Source organism: Paenibacillus glycanilyticus (assembly GCF_030161375.1).
GTDB lineage: Bacteria > Bacillota > Bacilli > Paenibacillales > Paenibacillaceae > Pristimantibacillus > Pristimantibacillus glycanilyticus_B.
Genome location: NZ_BSSQ01000019.1, coordinates 213,465 through 231,814 on the forward strand (window position 1 = coordinate 213,465; position 18,350 = coordinate 231,814).

Here is an 18,350-nt window from a genome sequence, read left to right on the forward strand (position 1 = left end):
GAGATGAATATGGACATACGAATATTGCTTGTTGAAGATGACGAGCACATCTGTCATACCGTCAAAACCTTCTTAAGCGAAGCCGGATATAGAGTAGACGCCTGCATGGACGGCAACGACGCGCATCAACATTTCCTCGACCATAGATATCAGCTTGTCATTCTGGATATTATGCTGCCCGGTATGAATGGCCATGAGCTATTGCGGGAGTTTCGCAAGCTTTATAATACACCCGTGCTCATGCTGACAGCGTTATCTGACGATATCAATCAGATCAAGGCGTTTGATGCGGAAGCAGACGATTACGTGACTAAGCCATTCAAAATGCTAATTTTGTTAAAAAGGGTGGAAGCTTTGCTTAGGCGAAGCGGCGCGTTGTCCAAAGAGATTCGCTTAGGCAAGCTCACTTTATTGCCAGAGGATTTCAAAGCAATCTATAGGGGGACCGAACTGCCGCTCACATTGAAAGAATTTGAAATCCTTATGCTCTTCGTTCAGAACAAACGGAGAACCTTATCGCATGAAATCATCTTAACGCGCGTTTGGGGCTATCATTACGACGGCGATGGCAGCACTGTACATACCCATATCAAGAACCTTCGGGCGAAATTGCCTGAAGATATGATTAAGACAGTTCGCGGAGTTGGTTACCGATTAGAGACAGATACGTTAGAGGAAGATACGTTAGAGGAAGATCCATTATGAAGAGGAACGGTATATTCGTCAAAGTGTTTATTTACACCGTTGTGTTCTCGACTTTGTTGGTCGGCGCGACGGCGGCCTTGTTCTCGTCCCAGATTATGGCTTATTACTCCGGACAACAACTCCGGAAAATTAGCAGTACCTATGAGCAATTAATTAACCGGTCACAAGAAAACGCGGATATCGCGGTGATCGCAAGCCAATTTCATGAACGGAACCAAACGTTTCGTTTCTATATTACGGACAAAGCCGGCCATATTGCCTATGTGACACCAGGCGCGAATGCAAACAATCGTGAAGTAGACCTAAAGACTGAGGGCAATTCGTTTATTGTTTATCTTGGCAATGGATATATACTCCATGTTTTTAATGACGACGCGTTTTCAGTGAAATACCATGCATTAATCCCACGCGTGCTTGTTATGCTGATCGCCATGCTTGCCGTCTGCGTGATAGGGGCGTTTGTCTTTGCCCGGCAGATGACCAAACCGATCCAAGCGTTAGCGGACAATACAGCCAAGATGGCGAATCTGGAAGAAGTTCTGCCTTTGCCGGAGCGTCAAGATGAACTTGGCGACTTAGCGCGCGATGTTCATTCCATGTACGATAGGCTGAAAGAGACCATCTCTGAATTAGAAGATGAGATTATGCGGGAGAAAGAGTTGGAGGAGACACAGCGCTATTTCTTCTCCGCGGCTTCGCACGAGTTAAAGACGCCCGTTGCGGCAACTAGCGTTTTGTTGGAAGGAATGCTTGCAAATATCGGCGAATACAACAACCATCCGAAATACTTGCGCGAATGCATAAAGATGATGGACGCCCAGAGCAAATTGATTTCCGATATTCTGGAGATTGTCAGTCTGGACGACAGGAGAATCGTTCCCGTCCCGGAACGGCTGGACATCAAACGGATCCTCGCGGACATACTTCCTCATTTTCGCACGTTGTCGGAGGCACACAATCTACCTATCGTAATCGGTATTCCTGATGCGCAAACCATCCTTGCTGACTCTAAAATGCTAAAAAAGGCGCTCTCAAACGTTCTCTTAAACGCGGTACAAAACACGCCCGAAGGCGGCGAGATTCGAATATGGAGCGAATCGGCCGAATCGGCAGCTAACGATTATCGTCTTTGCGTATTGAACACGGGCGCAAGAATTGACGATCGTATCCTGCCAAAGCTGTTTGATCCTTTTTTTCGCGTAGATAAAGCAAGAAGCCGAAAGAGTGAACGGAGCGGCTTGGGACTAGCCATCGTCCGCAAAACGTTGGAGGCCATGAACGTTGATTTTGGATTGGAGAACAACTCGGATGGCGTTTTATTCTGGGTGGCATTACCGAAGATTTCTTAAAGGAGACGTTATGAAAATACGCGAACGAGTAACAACCATTATTTTATATGCCGTATTCATTTGTTACACCCTATTGTTAATCAAAATCTTATTCTTATCGCGAGTTTCGATCGGGGATCTCTTTGATAGCCATAGGACGGTTGAAAGGTCGTTCAATTTCATTCCTTTTAACAGTATCAGCGAATTTATTTCAGGAAGTTCCGCTAACTTGAAACGGTTCGCCTCGGCGAACTTAGTTGGCAATATGGTTATTTTTGTTCCGCTTGGCGTCTATTTGCCCTTATTGAAGAACAATAAAACAATAGCAAGCAATCTGTTGGTCATCGTGTTGGTCAGTCTATTTGTTGAATTCATCCAAGGATTGTTCGGCATTGGCACAGCAGATATTGACGATGTCATTCTGAATAGCGTTGGCGGATGGCTCGGCATTATGTTGTACAAGACTTTAAAAATAGTATTGCGGCAAGAGGAGAGAGCGCGAATGACAATCGCCTTGTTATCTGCTGTTATCGGATTGCCCATTATCTATTATTACTTATTCATGATCAAGATGAGATTCTAAGACTCTCCTAAATTCCGCTCTAGCTCCGACCCGCGGAACATTTGCGGCGATTTGCCGGTATACTTGCGGAACGTTCTGGAGAAGTAATGGACGGAGCTAAAATGATATTTGTCCGCGATTTGCACAATGCTGAGGTTGGAGGAACGCAAATCCTCTTTCGCTCGGCTAATGCGGAACTGATTGACGTACTGGATCGGCGATAAGCCGGTTGTCCGCTTGAACAGCTCGAAGAAATATCCTCTGCTGACGCCAATCTCTTCGGCATAACGCTCCAGCTCGATCTCCGCACCGCCTAGCAATTCGACTTCTATTCGCTCTAACAGCTTACTGATCCGAGGATCGGGGATATACGAATCTTGCAGCGAGAACGCAAGGAATTGATGAATGAATTCGCTGAATTGGCTCTGGGCGGACATGCTGCGCAAAAAAGTCCGTTCATTGGTATGCTCGTTAGAAATGTAGCTACGCTGCAACAGATCGGTCCAGCTTAACAGCGAGGCTCCCACGTTTGCGATTTCAGGCAGCGGATAGGGAAAGGCTTCGCCAAGCAGGTCCGCTTGCAGCAATTCCCGTTCATAACAGATGGGAGCAGCTTCGTCCTCAAAGGCAACTGTACGATCGACATAATACCAATCGAAATAACAGCATACATGCGTCATGGGATCTTCTGCGTCCGCGATCCAGTCATGCGGCTGGCCGGGTTCTATATAGACCATCATACCCGGCGTAGCTTCATATTCGGCGCCTCGCAGACGAAGGAGGCCTTTTCCTTCCGATATGAAATATATGGAACTCGAGTAAACATGTCGATTCAGACTGGTCTGTCCGCGGTAGAACGGATACTTCGTAGCGTAATAGACATACGGGTGGAACTTGGAAAAATCCATCGCGGCTGATTCTCCTTCTCTAAATCATATAATTGTAATCCAATTCACCTGACTATTGTGCAACTAGATGACTGTAAGCTAAATACAAACGAAGCGCCTCCAGGTACATTAAATATATCACAAATACCTGTTCATGAAGGGGCTGCCAAATATGTCGAATGAATTGAAATTGCTCAATGACGAACAAATGATTCAGTTTATTACGAACGGATATCTTGTACTTCATAATGATTTGCCGGAACAATTGCATCGCAACGTTATGAATCAAATCGATTTTGTCCTGCAAAACGAAGGAAATCCAGGCAATAATATTTTGCCGCGCATACCGGACATTCAGAATTTTTTTGATACGCCGGTAGCGAAAGGCGCATTAACTAGCGTTCTAGGACCTGACTATTATATGCATCCGCATCGCCATATGCATTTCAACCAGCCGGGTAACGGGAAGCCGGGAGGCGGGGATTGGCATAAAGACGGCTTTTGGTCTTCCATGCGCAGCCATCGTCCATGGTGGGTTATGATGTTCTACTACACGCAGGATATTACGGAAGAGATGGGACCAACGGCCATTATGCCCGGTTCCCAATACAATGAGAAGTTCCCGAACCAGCCGGCGCTGCTGCCAACGGGAAAAGCAGGTACAATCGCACTCGTTCACTTCGATTTGTGGCATAAGGCTTCGCTTAACACGTCCAATCTTGACCGTTACATGTTTAAGTTCCAATTTGTCCGTCTATCCGAGCCGAAGGCTCCGAGCTGGAATCATACAAACGCCGCACCTCATTTTCCTGCAAGCGCGCCTGATGCGCATTTGAATTTATGGAGCGATGTTTGGTCCTGGCTTAAGGGTGAAGCGCACACTGTCAAGAACACGGAGGGCAATCAAGCGGAAGTCGCTACTATGATCGAAGCATTGTCGAGCGAAGACGCGGTTATTCGCAGCCAAGCAGCTGACAAGCTCGGCTTTGCCGGCGATGCGGCAACGGCAGCCGTTCCCCAATTATCGGAGCTGATACGCGATTCATCGGAGGATGTAGCGCTAAATGCCGTCTATGCCCTTGGACATATCGGGGGAACAGGCACGGCTGCTTTGCTGAAGGAAGTAGCGGAAGGATCTAAATTAACGGCAACAAGAGCAGCCTATGGTCTTCAAGCTTCCGGCAAGGATGCGATTCCAGGACTGATTGAGTTGCTTAACCACGAGAACGAGCATAGAAGAGCACTGGCCGCGTTCGTGCTGGGAATGCTTGGATCAGATGCATCTACGGCAGTCCCTTCCATAATCGTTGCGGTTCATGATGATAGCGAGTGGGTGCGACGCAATTGCGTTGAAGCGCTTGGCATGATTGCCGAGCCGGCAGACGAGACGGTTCCGGCATTAGTCCGGGCGCTGGAAGAAGCGGTTGCGCGGGAAACCGCAAGCGAGGAAATCGGAAGCGCCAGCACTTATGTACAAAACCAAGACTATATAACGAACAAAATTGCTTATACGGCGGCCTTATCCTTATTGCGAATCGGAAAACACGGCGACCCGGATCTTGTCATTGAAGGCCTTGCGTCTGGCCTTCGAAGCCAAGACCGGTATGCGAGAGCTTACGCTTTCGAAGCGCTGACAGCAATACGGACTCCTCGAGCGGTAGACCTGCTCATCAAGCAATACCGGGCTGCACGCTGGTGCCCGGACACGCATCAAGCAAGTACCTTTTAACTATAAGAACAACGCTGCCGATTTTACATGGCAGCGTTTTTTTTATGCGGAGAATGCGGCTAACCGTAGAGTGTCAGAATCGCGATTTATGGCATTTTGAATTTTTAATTGTTAACCTAAATTATAAATTATAGGTTTACAATTAAAGATTGCCGAATTATAATCCAAATCAAACATACATAAACAAGGTTGTGACTGAAGATGAATCTGGCAATGCCAATTTTAAACCGGGCAAATGAAGAACCGGAGCGTATCGCTATCTCTCACGGGCAGAACCGCCTAACCTATTCTCAGTTAGCCGAGCGGATCAGAAGAATCGCTCATGGATTGCAGGATCGCCGTTCTGCCAGCGACCGAATCGCCATCCTTTCGAGGAATAGATTGGAGTACGCCGAGGTTTTTCTTGGCGCGGTGTATGCCGGTTTTGTCCCCGTGTTATTAGATCCTAAATGGAGCTTGTCCGACATCCATAGAGTGATTGATCAATGTCAGCCGAATCTTATTTTCTGCGAGGAAGACCTGTCGGCAATGATAGCCGGAGAACATAGCCATTACGAGCGGTTGTTGTTCTCGAATGAACAGCAGGGAAGCTTCGATGTCTGGTTAGCCGCTTGCAAACCCGAGGCTATTGCCGCACAGCCGAATGAAACCTTATTTATCGGCTATACATCGGGGACAACAGGAGTACCCAAAGGATTCATGAGATCGCATCGATCCTGGATCTTAAGTTTTCAAGCCAGTAAGAGGGCGTTCCGGCTAGATAAGCTGGAACAAGCAATGGCTCCGGGACCATTCGTGCATTCCTTATCGTTATTTGTATTGGTCCAAACCCTTTTCAATGGTGCTACCTTTCATATGTTGCCGGAGTTTGACGCTGCCGAAGTTATGAAGGTATGCGACTCGGTAACCGGTATGACCTTATTTGTCGTTCCTTCCATGATTGATTCCTTGCTGCGTTTGGCTCAGCCCGGTACTACCTCCATACAAGCATTGATCAGTTCGGGCGGACAATGGTCCAGCGCTTCCAAACGGAGATGCGGCCAAGTATTTGCCGGAACGAAGCTGTATGAATATTACGGCTCTTCCGAGGCGAGTTATATCAGCTATTTGGATGCGAGCAACAAAGAGAAGTTAGGTTCACTCGGGAAACCATTTGACGGCGTGGACATTACGATTCGCGATGAACAATTCCAGGAGGTGCCTGCCGGCACGATCGGGCAAGTTTACGTTCGCAGCGAAATGGTCTTTAGCGGCTACTATCTACTGCCCGATGAGACGGAGAACGTATTTCGGGATGGCTGGCTTAAGACCGGTGACTACATGTATACCGATAACGACCACTATCTGTATCTGGCGGGCCGTACGCATAACATGATCAAAACGGGTGGTCTGAAAGTTTTTCCGGAAGAAGTGGAAGCGGTATTGCGGCAAATTCCGAATGTGCGGGAAGTTATGGTTGTTGGCAAACCCCATGCGTATTGGGGCGAGCAAGTAACCGCCATGATTCAATGGCGCGGAGGACAAGCGTTATCGCTAGACGAAATCAAGCGGTTATGCGACGGGCAATTGGCCAAACACAAGCTGCCCAAAGAGCTGATTAGCGTCGATAAATTCATCTATACAAGCAGCGGAAAAGTCGCGCGCCAAGCGATGAAAGACGATTGGGAAAGAGTGATGGGATGACAGATGCCGTTATGGTCATGGCTAAACGAACGCCAATCGGCAAGATTGGAGGCGTGCTTAGCAGGTTTGAGCCTGAGTCATTGCTGGCTACGCTCATTCAGCACGTGATATCCGAAACGAAATTGCCGCCCGGCATGATCGATGATGTCATCATCGGCAATGTTGTTGGTCCCGGAGGCAATCTGGCACGGGTAGCCGCCCTGGAAGCCGGGCTTCCCGTAACCGTCCCCGGCGTAACGGTCGACCGTCAATGCGGTTCGGGCCTAGAAGCCATTAACTTAGCTGCCAGGCTTATTCAGAGCGGTGCCGGTGAAATCTACCTGGCAGGGGGAGTCGAGAGCACAAGCCGTGCGCCTTGGAAAATGCAAAAGCCCCATTCGATGACCGGAACCCCGCAGTTGTATACGCGTGCCCGCTTTACGCCAGATTCTTATGGCGATCCGGATATGGGTGTGGCCGCAGAGAATGTCGCCCATGCCTATACCATCACGCGAGAACAACAGGATTCGTATGCTCTTCATAGCCATCAGAAAGCGGTCCGGTCTCGCTTAACGGGACGATTCCAACAGGAAATCGTACCTATTCATGTCGATGGAAATGGGATCAGCGAGGATGAATGTCCCCGAACGGATACTAGCATGGAGAAACTGCAAAAGTTAAAGCCGGTATTTCTTCAAGACGGCACCGTCACCGCCGGCAATGCCTGTCCGATGAATGATGGAGCGGCCCTCGTTCTCCTTATGTCGGGCGAGAAATGCAAGGAACTGAATTTGCAGCCCGTGTTGCGGTTTGTAGATTCGCGTGCAGCAGGCGTAGATCCGAATGTATTGGGGATTGGTCCCGTTCCGGCTGTCCGCAGCTTGTTAGAGCGTCATCAGCTGACGGTAGACGATCTGGATCTCGTAGAATTTAACGAAGCGTTTGCTTCACAGGTACTGGCTTCCATCCAAGAGCTAAAGATCCCGCTAGAGAAGGTTAATATTGGCGGAGGCGCAATTGCTCTAGGCCATCCCTACGGCGCATCCGGGGCGATTCTAGTTACGCGATTATTTGCGGAGATGCAACGAAAACCTTATAAACGCGGAATCGCGACGCTTGGTATTGGCGGGGGAATGGGGCTGGCAACGTTGGTGGAGGCGGCCGAGTGATCCAAATTACTTTCACGTATCACCTTACGTTGGAGGCCGTAATCGCTTATTCGCAAAGCATCGAAGCTCCCTTACAGCAAATTCGTGACGCATGGATTGCTCCGGCTACGATGCCAATTACGTTTTGGAAGATAGCAGACGTCCCATGGCTTGACCCTAAGACAACCTACATTCACGGCAAACAATCTTTTGCCTATAACGCCCCCTTAACGGCAGGCTCACAGCTAGATTGCGTGTTGACGTTAACTAAAGTCGAAACAAAGTCCGGTCGAAGCGGAAACTTGGAGTTGCTTACTCATACACTTACATGCACCTGCAAAGACAAACCGATCTTGACGGCAGAAACGGTATTAATCACGATAGGGGATCCTTCATGAAGCAAAAAATAACCTTGGATGCGATCCGGCATTATGGCGATGCAGCTCAAGATTCGGCTGCTATTCATTATGATGTTGAAGCGCCAAGTCAGCCGGTTTCAATCGTCCAATCGCACACGGCATGTATATCATGGGGTTGGCCCATTCTATCTATTTAAGAGAAAATCCAACCCACTGGCTTGAGTCCACTAGGATGACCTTCCTTAACCCGCTTTTATCGGAATCGGTTGCGTCCTTCGAATTTGAATCCTCGAATGAAGCGATTCACGTCAAGGTTGTAGGGGACGACGGTATGTTAATCGCTAGTGGATGCTTCACCGCGAGAGGAGATTTGGACATTGAATAAAACCGCATTAATTACAGGGTCTAGCAGAGGAATTGGACGAAGCATAGCTCTAGAGATGGCAAAAAGCGGCTATCGGGTTGCTGTTAACGGAACGGTGCAATCCGGCATTGACCGAGTAGTTGAAGAAATTCAACAGAGCGGAGGAGAAGCTTCAGGCTTTTGCGCGAATGTCGCAAACCCCGTCCAAGTGACGGCGATGATTGACGCAATCGTGGGGACATATGGTTCGATTGATGTTCTGGTCCATAATGCGGGTCATTTGCAAGATCGCAAATGCATAAATATGACGGACGAAGAATGGAACTCCGTGATTGATGTCCATCTAAACGGAGCTTTCTATTGCATTCGCCGGGTATTGCCCTATATGGCTGGTCTAGGTGGCGATATCCTATTGGTTACTTCAACAGCCGGACTCAAGGGATCAGTCGGACAAGTGAACTATAGCGCTGCCAAAGCCGGAATATTGGGACTGGTATGGACTCTCGCAGATGAACTAAGACATCATCGTATTCGGGTAAACGCCATTGCACCCGCTGCGCTAACGGATATGACACGTCCAGTGATTGAGCATCTCACTGAAAAATACGCCCGCCGTCAAGAACCTTTCCCTTCTTATTGGAAGATAGGAGACCCGGATCATGTGGCGAAATTCGTTGAACGCCTTCTGCAGCAATCGGATGAAGCGATGACAGGAGAACTATTTGGTATTAATGGCTCCACGGTGACGCGATGGCAAAGGCCGTCCATCGATTGGTCGCTGAATGATCCTGAAGCCTTTTTCAATAGCTGGAGAAGCAGCCAACGGGAAGACCAGGAGGGAAGCAGAGAATGAATTGGAACACTCGCGTGACCGAACTTCTGCAAATCCGTTATCCGATTATTCAAGGCGGACTTGCCTATTTAGGTTATGCCGATCTTGCCGCAGCCGTATCCAATGCCGGCGGGTTAGGACAAATCACGGCGATGAGCCTTCCGGATGCCAATAGCCTCAAGCAGGAAATTCATCGCGCACGCGCCTTAACGGACCGGCCATTCGGCGTAAATTTGGCAATGGGGGTTCATGGCGAGGTTGGCACAGAACGACTGGAGATCATTGCCGAAGAGAACATCCCCGTTGTATCTGTTACAGGCGGCGATCCAACTGCGATTCTTAAACGATTGGAATCAACCAACATCAAATCGTTGGTGCTCGTCTCCTCAAGAAGGCAAGCGCAAAAAGCGGAACAGCTTGGTGCATCCGCGGTTATTGTGGTCGGCAATGAAGGCGGGGGGCATCTTGGACGCGACGGTATAGGAAGCATGATTCAAGTACCCTCTATTGTTGATGCGGTTCGGATTCCCGTCATTGCCGCAGGCGGGATTGGAGATGGACGCGGATGGATGGCAGCCCATGCTCTTGGGGCAGAAGGAATTCAGATGGGTACCCGGTTTATAGCTACGCAAGAATGCGTGGACGCATCCGATTCTTATAAATCCGCGTTGGTGCAACGATCTGAAGCAGACACAACGATCATTAAAGCATCCATCGGGTTTCCGGCAAGAGTCGTGCGCAATCCATTTGCCGAGAAAATTCTTGAAACTGAACGCGCTACCCCCAATTATGAAGCACTGAGAAACCTGATAAGCGGAGAGGTTAACAAACGCTGGATTTATGAAGGTCTGGAACAAGAAGGATTCGGCTGGGCAGGTCAAGTCATTGGCCTCATTCACGATATCCCTACGGTGTCTGAGCTAATGAATAGAATGATAGCAGAGGCTGAAAAAATTAGGGGAACATGGAAGTAATCAAAGAGAAACGCTGCCAAATGACTTGGCAGCGTTTCTTTGGTTAAATGAATCAGCTCTTGATCGCGCCAGCCGCAATGTCGGAAATAAACTGCTTGCTGACGAACAGGAACAAGACGATGAGCGGAATAACCGCGAGCAGCGTTCCCGCTACGATCATGGCATAATCGGTGACATAAATACCGTTCAGGGAGGATAGCGCCACCTGAAGCGTAAACTTTTTTTCGTCATTCAAGATGATCAGCGGCCAGAGATAATCGTTCCAGGAACCGATGAAAGTAAAGGCTCCCAGGAAGGATAGCGCCGGGCGAAGGATAGGGAGGGATACGTTCCAGTAGAGCCGGAAGAAACCGCAACCATCGATCCGTCCGGCATCGAGCAATTCGGATGGAACGGATTCCTGCGCGTATTGGCGGATCCAGAAGATGCCGAATGCATTGGCCATGCCGGGAATAATCAATGCTTTGAAAGAACCTACCCATCCGAACTTCGCCATAATGACGAAGGAAGGCACCAGCGAGAGCTGCGACGGAGCCATCATTGTGGCGAGCAACAGGACAAAGAGCCACTTTTTGCCCGGAAAGTTGAATTTAGCGAAAGTAAACCCCGCCAGTGAATCAAAAAACAACACTAGTACGGTGCTGCAGGTAGCCACAAACAGCGAATTGAGAAATGCGCCGACGAAATCCACGCTATCGAATACCCGCGTCAAATTGTCTATCAGATGCGTCCCGAACCAAAACTTGGGCGGGAAGCTGTAAATCTCCGCTGTCGTACGCGTGGCCATGACGGCCAGCCAGTAAAAAGGAAAGATAGAAACAATTAGTCCGATAAAAAGCCCGACATAGAGCAGAAGAGCAGATTTCCTCTTAACCATGCGTATCACCTCGTTTATTCATCTTTGGCACCGCCGCCCTGAACTACCCGCCAGTTAATAAGGGAGATTAGAGCAATCAATATAAACATGCCCCAGCCAACGGCAGAACCGTAGCCGAAGTAATTGTTCACGAATGCCTCCCGGTACAGGTAGAGAACGATGGTCAAGCCTCCGCCGCTAACGCCGCCGTCGTTGCCGACGAGCACCTGCGGTTCGGTGAAGATTTGCATGCCTCCGATGGTCGAAGTAATGACGGTAAAGAGAATGATCGGCCGCAAATTCGGGATCGTAATGCGGAAGAACGACTGGATGCCGGTCGCTCCGTCTATTTTGGCAGCCTCATAGAGAACGGTAGGAATGCTCTGAAGACCTGCTAAATAGATGATGGCATTGTACCCAACCCAGCGCCAAATCACCATGATGGATACCGCGAGCTGGATGCCCCAGGTTTTGTTCAGCCATTCCACCGGGTCTGCTCCGAACTGGGACAGGATGTAGTTCAGCAGCCCGTAATTGTTGGAGAATACGGTGCTGAACACAATGGCTACCGCAACGAGCGAAGTGACGTTGGGCAAGAAGTAACCGATTCGGAAGAAGGTGCGGAAGCGCACGAACGACGCATTCAGCAGAAACGCAATAATAAGAGCAAAGAACAACATTGGGATGGTCGAGTAAATCCAGATTAGAAGCGTATTGCCTACCGCTTTCCAGAATTCGGGATCGGTGACCATAAATTGATAATTATTAACGCCATTAAAAGTCATGACGCCGATACCGTCCCATTTCTGGAAGGACAGATACATCGAGAACAGAATCGGGAATAAGCCAAAGACGGCAAACAAGATATAGAAAGGAGAAATGGCCAAGTATTGCTTTCGGTGCTTCCATATTTCAGTTGCCAATCCACGCTTGCGCTCCGGGACCTGCAAGGAGCTGCCGGGATCGAATTGAGTACGTTGCTGTAACGGTTGACTCATAAGATTCTACCTCCATTGCCGGGATGGTATTAACGCAGCAGCTCCTTCTTCACTCTGGCTAACGCATCTTTCCAAGCCTTATCGGGGTTCTTGCCTTCCAGGGCAACCGATGACAGCTCGCGGTTCACTATTCCGTTCAAATTGGAATATTTCGTTCCGAAATAAGAAGGCTTCACGTTGCGCGCGGACTCGGTAAAGATCTCGCCGGTTGCTTGTCCGCCGAAAAACTCTTCTTTGTTCTTCATGGCATCTGAATCAAGAGCCTTTGTTGCGGAAGGGAACAGATTAAGGGTCTTGAAGCTAGTCTCTTGGTTATCTGGATTCAAGAGCCACTTCATCACCTCGAAAGATTCCTTCGGATATTTGCTTGTTTTCATAATGGCAAGGAAAGATCCGCCGTTATTGCCGTCTCCGCCAGGCGCTCTGGCAACACGCCATTTGCCCGTCGTATCAGGAGCGGCATCCATCAAAATTTGTTTACTCCATACGGCGCCAACAAACGATGCGATCTTGCCGTTGTTCATCGCCGCATTCCACTCTGTAGAGAACGTGCCCGCATTTGCCAGAAGGTTCATTTGCGATGCTTTTACCGCGAGGTCCCAAGCTTTCTTCATAGAAGAGGAAGGATCTTCGCCAATGAAATTCTCGTTCTTATCAAAATAAACTTTATCCGACTGCGAATTGATCTGGTTATATACCTGTCCGATATTGTCAAGCAGCTTCACTTTGCCGCCTAACGCCTTTTGAAGTTTCTCGCCCGCGGCAAAGTAATCTTCCCAAGTGCCCATCATCCGATGAACTTCTTCGGGATCGGTAGGCAGTCCGGCTTGCTTAAACAAGTCCGCCCGGTAAAAGAGAGCTGTCGGCCCCGTATCGATCGGCATCGCGATCATTTCGCCTTTAGGCGTGACCCCAAGCTGCCATTTCCAGTCCAAGTAATCCTTCTCGATGTCCTTCGCTCCGAGATCGTACAAGTTGTAGAATCGGTCGGCGCTAGGGAACAGCTCAGTGACCCAATCGTTAAAAGCTACGATATCCGGGCCGCCGCCGCCTGCAGCAAGCGTCGTCTTGAGCTTGGATTTGAAGTCGCCCCCGATCTTTTGGGCGTTGATTCGAATGCCCGGAAATTGCTTCTGGACCTCGTTAATCAAGTTATCGTCCAGACTCCGGTTCCAGTACCAAAGGGTAAGCGTTTTCACTTTGCTGTTGGATGAAGACCCGCTAGAACATCCGGTAACCATGAAAACTAGAAGCAATAGACACATCGACAATGCTCGGTATTTTGTCATCGTTTTCGGCCTCCCATCACGGTATTTTGGTACTGCAGCCAATCACCACCTCATGAAAACCTTGAAATGCGTTTGTCATAGGGAACATTATAGACGCATCAAATTCATTTTGGAACTCGCTCCCAGCAAAACGAGACGATGGTAGGACATCGCCCAGACCCGATTATTTGACGTCTGGGATTATGGTCTTAAAGGTGGATGTTGGGTTAGTTTTAATCAAAAATTGTAGAAAAAAATATCGGATTGGTTAGGATCCCGTAGGTTTTCGTTATAGTTGTCTAATACGGAAAGGGGGGATGACGTTGATTGAATTTCAGCAAGTGGAGAAGCATTTCGGCGACTTTCATGTGCTTAAGAGCATCGATCTTCGAATCGCCCAAGGTGAAGTTGTCGTTGTGGTTGGGCCTTCCGGCTCGGGAAAAAGCACCCTGCTACGCTGCATCAATCGGCTCGAGGGGATTACGAGCGGCCGTCTCATCGTAAGCGAAGTCGATGTCACCGATAGTAAAACCGACATTAATAAGCTGCGCCGGGGAATTGGCATGGTGTTCCAGCATTTCAATCTGTATCCCCATATGAAAGTGATCGATAATATTACGCTGGCTCCAATTAAGGCACTAGGGATCCCCAAGCCGCAAGCGGCGGACACGGCCAGGATGTACTTAGAGAAAGTCGGGATCGCGGACAAGGAGAACGCGTATCCTTCACAATTGTCCGGCGGTCAACAACAGCGGGTGGCGATCGCCAGGGCGCTTGCCATGAAGCCCAAGATCATGCTCTTCGACGAGCCGACCTCCGCGCTTGATCCGGAGATGGTCGGCGAAGTGCTAGATGTCATGAAAACTTTGACGCATGACGGGATGACAATGGTTGTCGTTACGCACGAGATGGGATTCGCGCGGGAAGTCGCGGACCGCGTCGTCTTTATGGACAAAGGGCAAATTGTTGAAATTTCTCCTCCGGAGCAATTTTTCGAACAGCCTCAAGAAGAGAGGGCGCGTTTGTTTCTCAATCGCGTGCTACGCCATTAATGGCATTAATTATTCGATGTTTGAAAGGGGTTAAGAGGCAATGAAGAAAAAGAGTTGGATGACGGTAGGCATCGCAATGGCTTTCCTTGCTACCGCGCTATTGAGCGGATGCGGCAATAATGGGGCAGGGGACGGCAATACCGCTAACGGGGATTCGAATTCCGAAGCGTCCTCAGCGCTTGGCGAAATAAAGAGCCGAGGCAAACTTGTTGTTGGCGTCAAATACGACACGAAGCTGTTTGGCCTGAAGGATCCTGCAAGCGGCAACGTTGAAGGCTTCGACGTAGATATCGCCAAGGCATTGGCCAAGGAGATCCTCGGTGACGAGACCAAAATCGAACTGAAGGAAGTTACTTCCAAGACGCGCATCCCGATGCTCAACAACAACGATATCGATATGATTATCGCTACGATGACGATTACGGAAGACCGCAAGAAAGAAGTCGATTTCTCCGACGTGTACTTCAAGGCCGGCCAGTCCCTTCTGGTGAAGAAAGGAAGTCCAATCAAGAGCATTGACGACATCAAAAAAGGTACAAAAGTATTAGCCGTAAAAGGTTCGACATCCGTCGACAACATCAAAGCAAAGGTACCGGACGCGACGATCCTGGAGTTCGACAACTACCAGGATGCGTTCAGCGCGCTCAAGGCCGGTCAAGGGGATACGCTGACGACCGACAACGCGATTTTGTACGGCATGGCCGTCCAGGATCCCGGCTATGAGGTGGTCGGGGAGCCGTTCACTGACGAGCCGTACGGCATCGCGATCAAGAAAGGCGAGACGGATCTGGTGAACAGCGTGAACGAAGGACTGAAGAAGCTGCATGACAGCGGGGAGTACGACAAGATCTATGAGAAATGGATCGGCAAGTCCCCGTCCGGTGAATAGAAGTCTGCAAGGACCGGGATGGGTGGCGCTAAGCCACCCATCTTCTGCATATCTGGAATAACGGAGGGGATTACATGCCTGACCTATCGATATTTACGGATCATTTCGGAATTTATATGAAAGGGTTTGGCAACACGATCTGGGCGAGTATCTTGGCGCTAGTCGGCAGCTTCGCTCTTGGGACTATCATTGCCGTATTCCGCATTTCATCGGTCAAGCCACTCAGGTGGATCGGGACAGCTTACGTCGAGTTTGTGCGGAATATCCCGCTGCTCTTGGTCGTGTTTGTCTTTTATTATGGCTTGCCTTCGCTTGGCGTCACGTTAAGCGGCTTCATCTGCGGCACGGCCGGGCTTATGGTCTATACCGCCGCATTTGTTGCCGAAGCGATCCGGGCGGGGATTATGAGCATCCCATCGGGACAGACGGAGGCAGCCAGAGCATCGGGATTAACGTACATGCTGACGATGCGGCATGTCGTGCTTCCGCAAGCGATTAAAATCGTCATTCCGCCGCTTAGCAACCAATTCATTAACCTCGTTAAAAATTCGTCGATTCTTGGCGTTTTCGCCGGATTTGACCTCATGTATTATGGCGATCAGGTGGCAAGCAAGACCTACGCAACGTTCGACACCTATATTTTCGTCGCGGTTTTGTATCTCGTATTGACCCTTCCTTTAAGCTTCGCGGCGCTGCAGCTAGAACGAAAGCTGGCTAAGAACGAATAAAAAAGTCTGAACGATTAGGAGGATTGGCGGATGGACATTGCTGGTGCTTTTACTTACCATAATCTCATCTTCGTATTGAAAGGCTTCGGCATTACGCTCTGGGTTGCTTTCGTGGCAATCGTGCTGAGCTTCGTGCTGGGCAGCATTACCGGAACGCTTCGCTATATGCGAATTCCGGTCGTATCCCGCATCCTCGGCGTGATCGTCGAGTTTATCCGCAATTTGCCGCTGCTATTAATCTTGTTCTTCACCTATTTCGCGATGCCGGATGTCGGTATCAAGCTAAGCGTCATGAGCTCGGCTATTGTTGGTCTGGCCTTATTCGAAGCTGCCATGATCTCGGAAATCGTGCGCAGCGGCCTTAACTCCATCCCGAGAGGACAGGTCGAAGCAGCCCGTTCCTCAGGTCTTACTTACACGCAAACGGTCTGGCATATCGTGCTCCCTCAGGGCCTCAGGCGTATGGTGCCGCCGATCGTGAGCCAATTCATCTCTCTGCTCAAAGATACGTCGCTCGCCATCGTCATATCGCTGCCTGAGCTGATGCACAATTCGAAGATTGTTATCGCGCAAAATTACAATTATACGATACCCATTCTTGCGCTTATAGCCATGATGTATTTCGCAGTCAATTACGCGCTGTCGCTTGCGGCGAGGCGTCTCGAAAATAAATGGGGGTAAACGGCCTTAAAACTCCCGGATAGGAGTCATTCCTATGGCCATCTCTAAATCCGAAAGTATGCAGATCACCGTGTTTGCTATCGTAGTGGCGGTTGCCGGGGAATTCAAGATCAACCCGTTCATGGGCGAAGTCTTTCGTTTTGGACTTGGCAGCAGCGTCTTTCTGTTCTTGCTTCTATTAATGAACCATCTGTCTTATTGGCGAATGGGAATATACGTTGGCGCGACGGTTATGCTGTTTCGGATATCGCTTGACGGAGCCGGAGCCGCTTCGGCAGGCTCGTTCTATCTCGCGGATAGCCTGAAGACGCATTTTCCGGCCATGCTCTATTACATTGTCTTCGGATCCGGCATAGCGCTGATTCAACGCCGATTGCAACAGTGGAATCCGCTCATACTCGGTGCGTGCGTGTCGCTGATCGACATGGTTTCCAATGAAGCGGAACTGCTGATGCGCAGCGTGACGTTTGGACTGCCGTATTTTCAATCGAATCAGTGGTTGCTCATATCGGGTATCGCCGTGGTGCGTTGTTATTTTACGACGGGTATCTACAGCAGCATCGCCGTGCATCAAATGCGAAGCGTTCACGCCGAGCAGCACAAACGGATCGAGCAAATGATTAATGTTGGCAGCGGACTTTATGGCGAAGCCTTCTATTTGCGCAAATCGATGGATGTCATCGAACAAATAACCGCGAAGAGCCATGCTCTGTACAGTCAATTGAACAAGGAAGGGCATAACGAACACAGCCGAACCGTTCTTGAAATTACGCAGCAAATTCACGAAGTGAAGAAGGATTCGCAGCGTATTCTGGCGGGGCTGACAAAGCTGGTTGACCTCGAGAGCGCACCGGAAATGTCTTTAACTGAGATCGTCGAGCTAGTGGGCAAGTCAAACGGCGAATACAGCCGGATGCTGAAGAAAGACATTCGGATTGAGAAGGATATCGGCATCGATTACAAGACTCTTCACTACATTCCGCTACTTACCGTGCTTAACAACTTGGCGGCCAACTCGGTTGAAGCCATTGACCGGCTGGGAACGATACGCATCCGCGTATTAGAACGCAATGAGGATACTGTGTTTATCATTAGCGATACGGGGACAGGAATCGCCTTGCAGGATCAAGATATGGTGTTTGAGCCCGGGTTTACGACCAAATTCAATCAGGAAGGCGTAGCGGCAACCGGCATCGGACTCTCGCATGTTCGAGATATTGTCAGCTCGTTCACGGGCAGACTCCACCTGACGGAACCGGGAAAGGGCTCTGAAACGACTTTCGCCGCCATGTTTCCAACCGCTAAGTTGAAGAAGGGAGTGTAAGCCG

The 18,350-nt window shown here is 49.4% G+C and carries 19 protein-coding genes; 15 read left to right on the top strand and 4 right to left on the bottom strand.

What is annotated here, in order from left to right; translation table 11 throughout:
• The first annotated feature begins 9 nt into the window (after positions 1-9).
• The 3 genes from QQK89_RS24910 to QQK89_RS24920 are packed head-to-tail and all read left to right on the top strand — an operon-like array spanning position 10 to position 2,616.
• Positions 10-705 carry a response regulator transcription factor gene (locus QQK89_RS24910; RefSeq protein WP_284241416.1) on the top strand — a complete coding sequence of 232 codons (696 nt, stop codon included), beginning with the start codon at positions 10-12 and terminating at the stop codon, positions 703-705.
• Positions 702-2,054 (top strand): HAMP domain-containing sensor histidine kinase, encoded by a 1,353-nt coding sequence (locus QQK89_RS24915; protein WP_284241417.1) that lies wholly within the window; start codon positions 702-704, stop codon positions 2,052-2,054. Before QQK89_RS24910 ends, QQK89_RS24915 begins: the two co-directional genes overlap by 4 nt.
• A gap of 10 nt (positions 2,055-2,064) precedes the next feature.
• Positions 2,065-2,616: a VanZ family protein gene (locus tag QQK89_RS24920; RefSeq protein WP_284241418.1), complete on the top strand. Its 552-nt coding sequence runs from the start codon at positions 2,065-2,067 to the stop codon at positions 2,614-2,616.
• On the opposite strand, the gene QQK89_RS24925 is transcribed toward QQK89_RS24920, so the two are convergent.
• Positions 2,613-3,503, bottom strand: coding sequence for an AraC family transcriptional regulator (locus QQK89_RS24925; protein ID WP_284241419.1), 891 nt, complete (start codon positions 3,501-3,503; stop codon positions 2,613-2,615). The two genes, QQK89_RS24920 and QQK89_RS24925, sit on opposite strands and share 4 nt — an antisense overlap.
• A 151-nt stretch (positions 3,504-3,654) precedes the next feature.
• Between QQK89_RS24925 and QQK89_RS24930 the strand changes: the two genes are divergently transcribed.
• From QQK89_RS24930 to QQK89_RS24960, 7 genes are all read left to right on the top strand, one after another.
• Complete coding sequence (locus QQK89_RS24930) at positions 3,655-5,211, top strand: HEAT repeat domain-containing protein (RefSeq protein ID WP_284241420.1); 1,557 nt, start codon at positions 3,655-3,657, stop codon at positions 5,209-5,211.
• Positions 5,212-5,424: 213 nt separating this feature from the next.
• Positions 5,425-6,894: a class I adenylate-forming enzyme family protein gene (locus QQK89_RS24935; protein ID WP_284241422.1), complete on the top strand. Its 1,470-nt coding sequence runs from the start codon at positions 5,425-5,427 to the stop codon at positions 6,892-6,894.
• Positions 6,891-8,042, top strand: a complete 1,152-nt coding sequence (locus tag QQK89_RS24940; protein WP_284241423.1) for a thiolase family protein — start codon at positions 6,891-6,893, stop codon at positions 8,040-8,042. Before QQK89_RS24935 ends, QQK89_RS24940 begins: the two co-directional genes overlap by 4 nt.
• The gene (locus tag QQK89_RS24945; RefSeq protein ID WP_284241424.1) at positions 8,039-8,419 is read left to right on the top strand and encodes an FAS1-like dehydratase domain-containing protein; all 381 of its coding nucleotides are present in this window, start codon (positions 8,039-8,041) and stop codon (positions 8,417-8,419) included. The genes QQK89_RS24940 and QQK89_RS24945 overlap by 4 nt, the downstream gene beginning before the upstream one ends.
• Positions 8,416-8,577 carry a hypothetical protein gene (locus QQK89_RS24950; RefSeq protein ID WP_284241425.1) on the top strand — a complete coding sequence of 54 codons (162 nt, stop codon included), beginning with the start codon at positions 8,416-8,418 and terminating at the stop codon, positions 8,575-8,577. Before QQK89_RS24945 ends, QQK89_RS24950 begins: the two co-directional genes overlap by 4 nt.
• Before the next feature lie 180 nt (positions 8,578-8,757).
• A complete protein-coding gene (locus QQK89_RS24955) occupies positions 8,758-9,597 on the top strand; it encodes an SDR family NAD(P)-dependent oxidoreductase (protein ID WP_284241426.1) in 840 nt (279 codons plus the stop codon).
• The gene (locus QQK89_RS24960) at positions 9,594-10,550 is read left to right on the top strand and encodes an NAD(P)H-dependent flavin oxidoreductase (protein WP_284241427.1); all 957 of its coding nucleotides are present in this window, start codon (positions 9,594-9,596) and stop codon (positions 10,548-10,550) included. The genes QQK89_RS24955 and QQK89_RS24960 overlap by 4 nt, the downstream gene beginning before the upstream one ends.
• A gap of 52 nt (positions 10,551-10,602) precedes the next feature.
• Here the strand turns inward: QQK89_RS24960 and QQK89_RS24965 are convergent, their stop codons facing one another.
• From QQK89_RS24965 to QQK89_RS24975, 3 genes are read right to left on the bottom strand one after another with little or no spacing between them, the layout of a single operon-like run.
• Positions 10,603-11,427 carry a carbohydrate ABC transporter permease gene (locus QQK89_RS24965; protein WP_284241429.1) on the bottom strand — a complete coding sequence of 275 codons (825 nt, stop codon included), beginning with the start codon at positions 11,425-11,427 and terminating at the stop codon, positions 10,603-10,605.
• A gap of 14 nt (positions 11,428-11,441) precedes the next feature.
• Positions 11,442-12,404, bottom strand: coding sequence for a carbohydrate ABC transporter permease (locus QQK89_RS24970; protein ID WP_434481764.1), 963 nt, complete (start codon positions 12,402-12,404; stop codon positions 11,442-11,444).
• 29 nt (positions 12,405-12,433) lie between these two features.
• The gene (locus QQK89_RS24975) at positions 12,434-13,693 is read right to left on the bottom strand and encodes an ABC transporter substrate-binding protein (protein WP_284241430.1); all 1,260 of its coding nucleotides are present in this window, start codon (positions 13,691-13,693) and stop codon (positions 12,434-12,436) included.
• A 302-nt stretch (positions 13,694-13,995) separates the two neighbouring features.
• Here QQK89_RS24975 and QQK89_RS24980 point away from each other — a divergent pair, with 302 nt between their 5' ends.
• The 5 genes from QQK89_RS24980 (at position 13,996) to QQK89_RS25000 (ending at position 18,346) form a co-directional block, all read left to right on the top strand.
• Positions 13,996-14,724 (top strand): amino acid ABC transporter ATP-binding protein, encoded by a 729-nt coding sequence (locus QQK89_RS24980; RefSeq protein ID WP_284241431.1) that lies wholly within the window; start codon positions 13,996-13,998, stop codon positions 14,722-14,724.
• A 40-nt stretch (positions 14,725-14,764) separates the two neighbouring features.
• Positions 14,765-15,613 carry a glutamate ABC transporter substrate-binding protein gene (locus tag QQK89_RS24985; protein ID WP_284241432.1) on the top strand — a complete coding sequence of 283 codons (849 nt, stop codon included), beginning with the start codon at positions 14,765-14,767 and terminating at the stop codon, positions 15,611-15,613.
• Between the two features lie 74 nt (positions 15,614-15,687).
• Entirely contained in the window at positions 15,688-16,341 is a 654-nt protein-coding gene (locus QQK89_RS24990) for an amino acid ABC transporter permease (protein ID WP_284241433.1), read from the top strand.
• Positions 16,342-16,371: 30 nt separating this feature from the next.
• Positions 16,372-17,022 (top strand): amino acid ABC transporter permease, encoded by a 651-nt coding sequence (locus tag QQK89_RS24995; protein ID WP_284241435.1) that lies wholly within the window; start codon positions 16,372-16,374, stop codon positions 17,020-17,022.
• A 34-nt stretch (positions 17,023-17,056) separates the two neighbouring features.
• Positions 17,057-18,346, top strand: a complete 1,290-nt coding sequence (locus QQK89_RS25000; RefSeq protein WP_284241436.1) for a sensor histidine kinase — start codon at positions 17,057-17,059, stop codon at positions 18,344-18,346.
• Positions 18,347-18,350 lie beyond the last annotated feature (4 nt).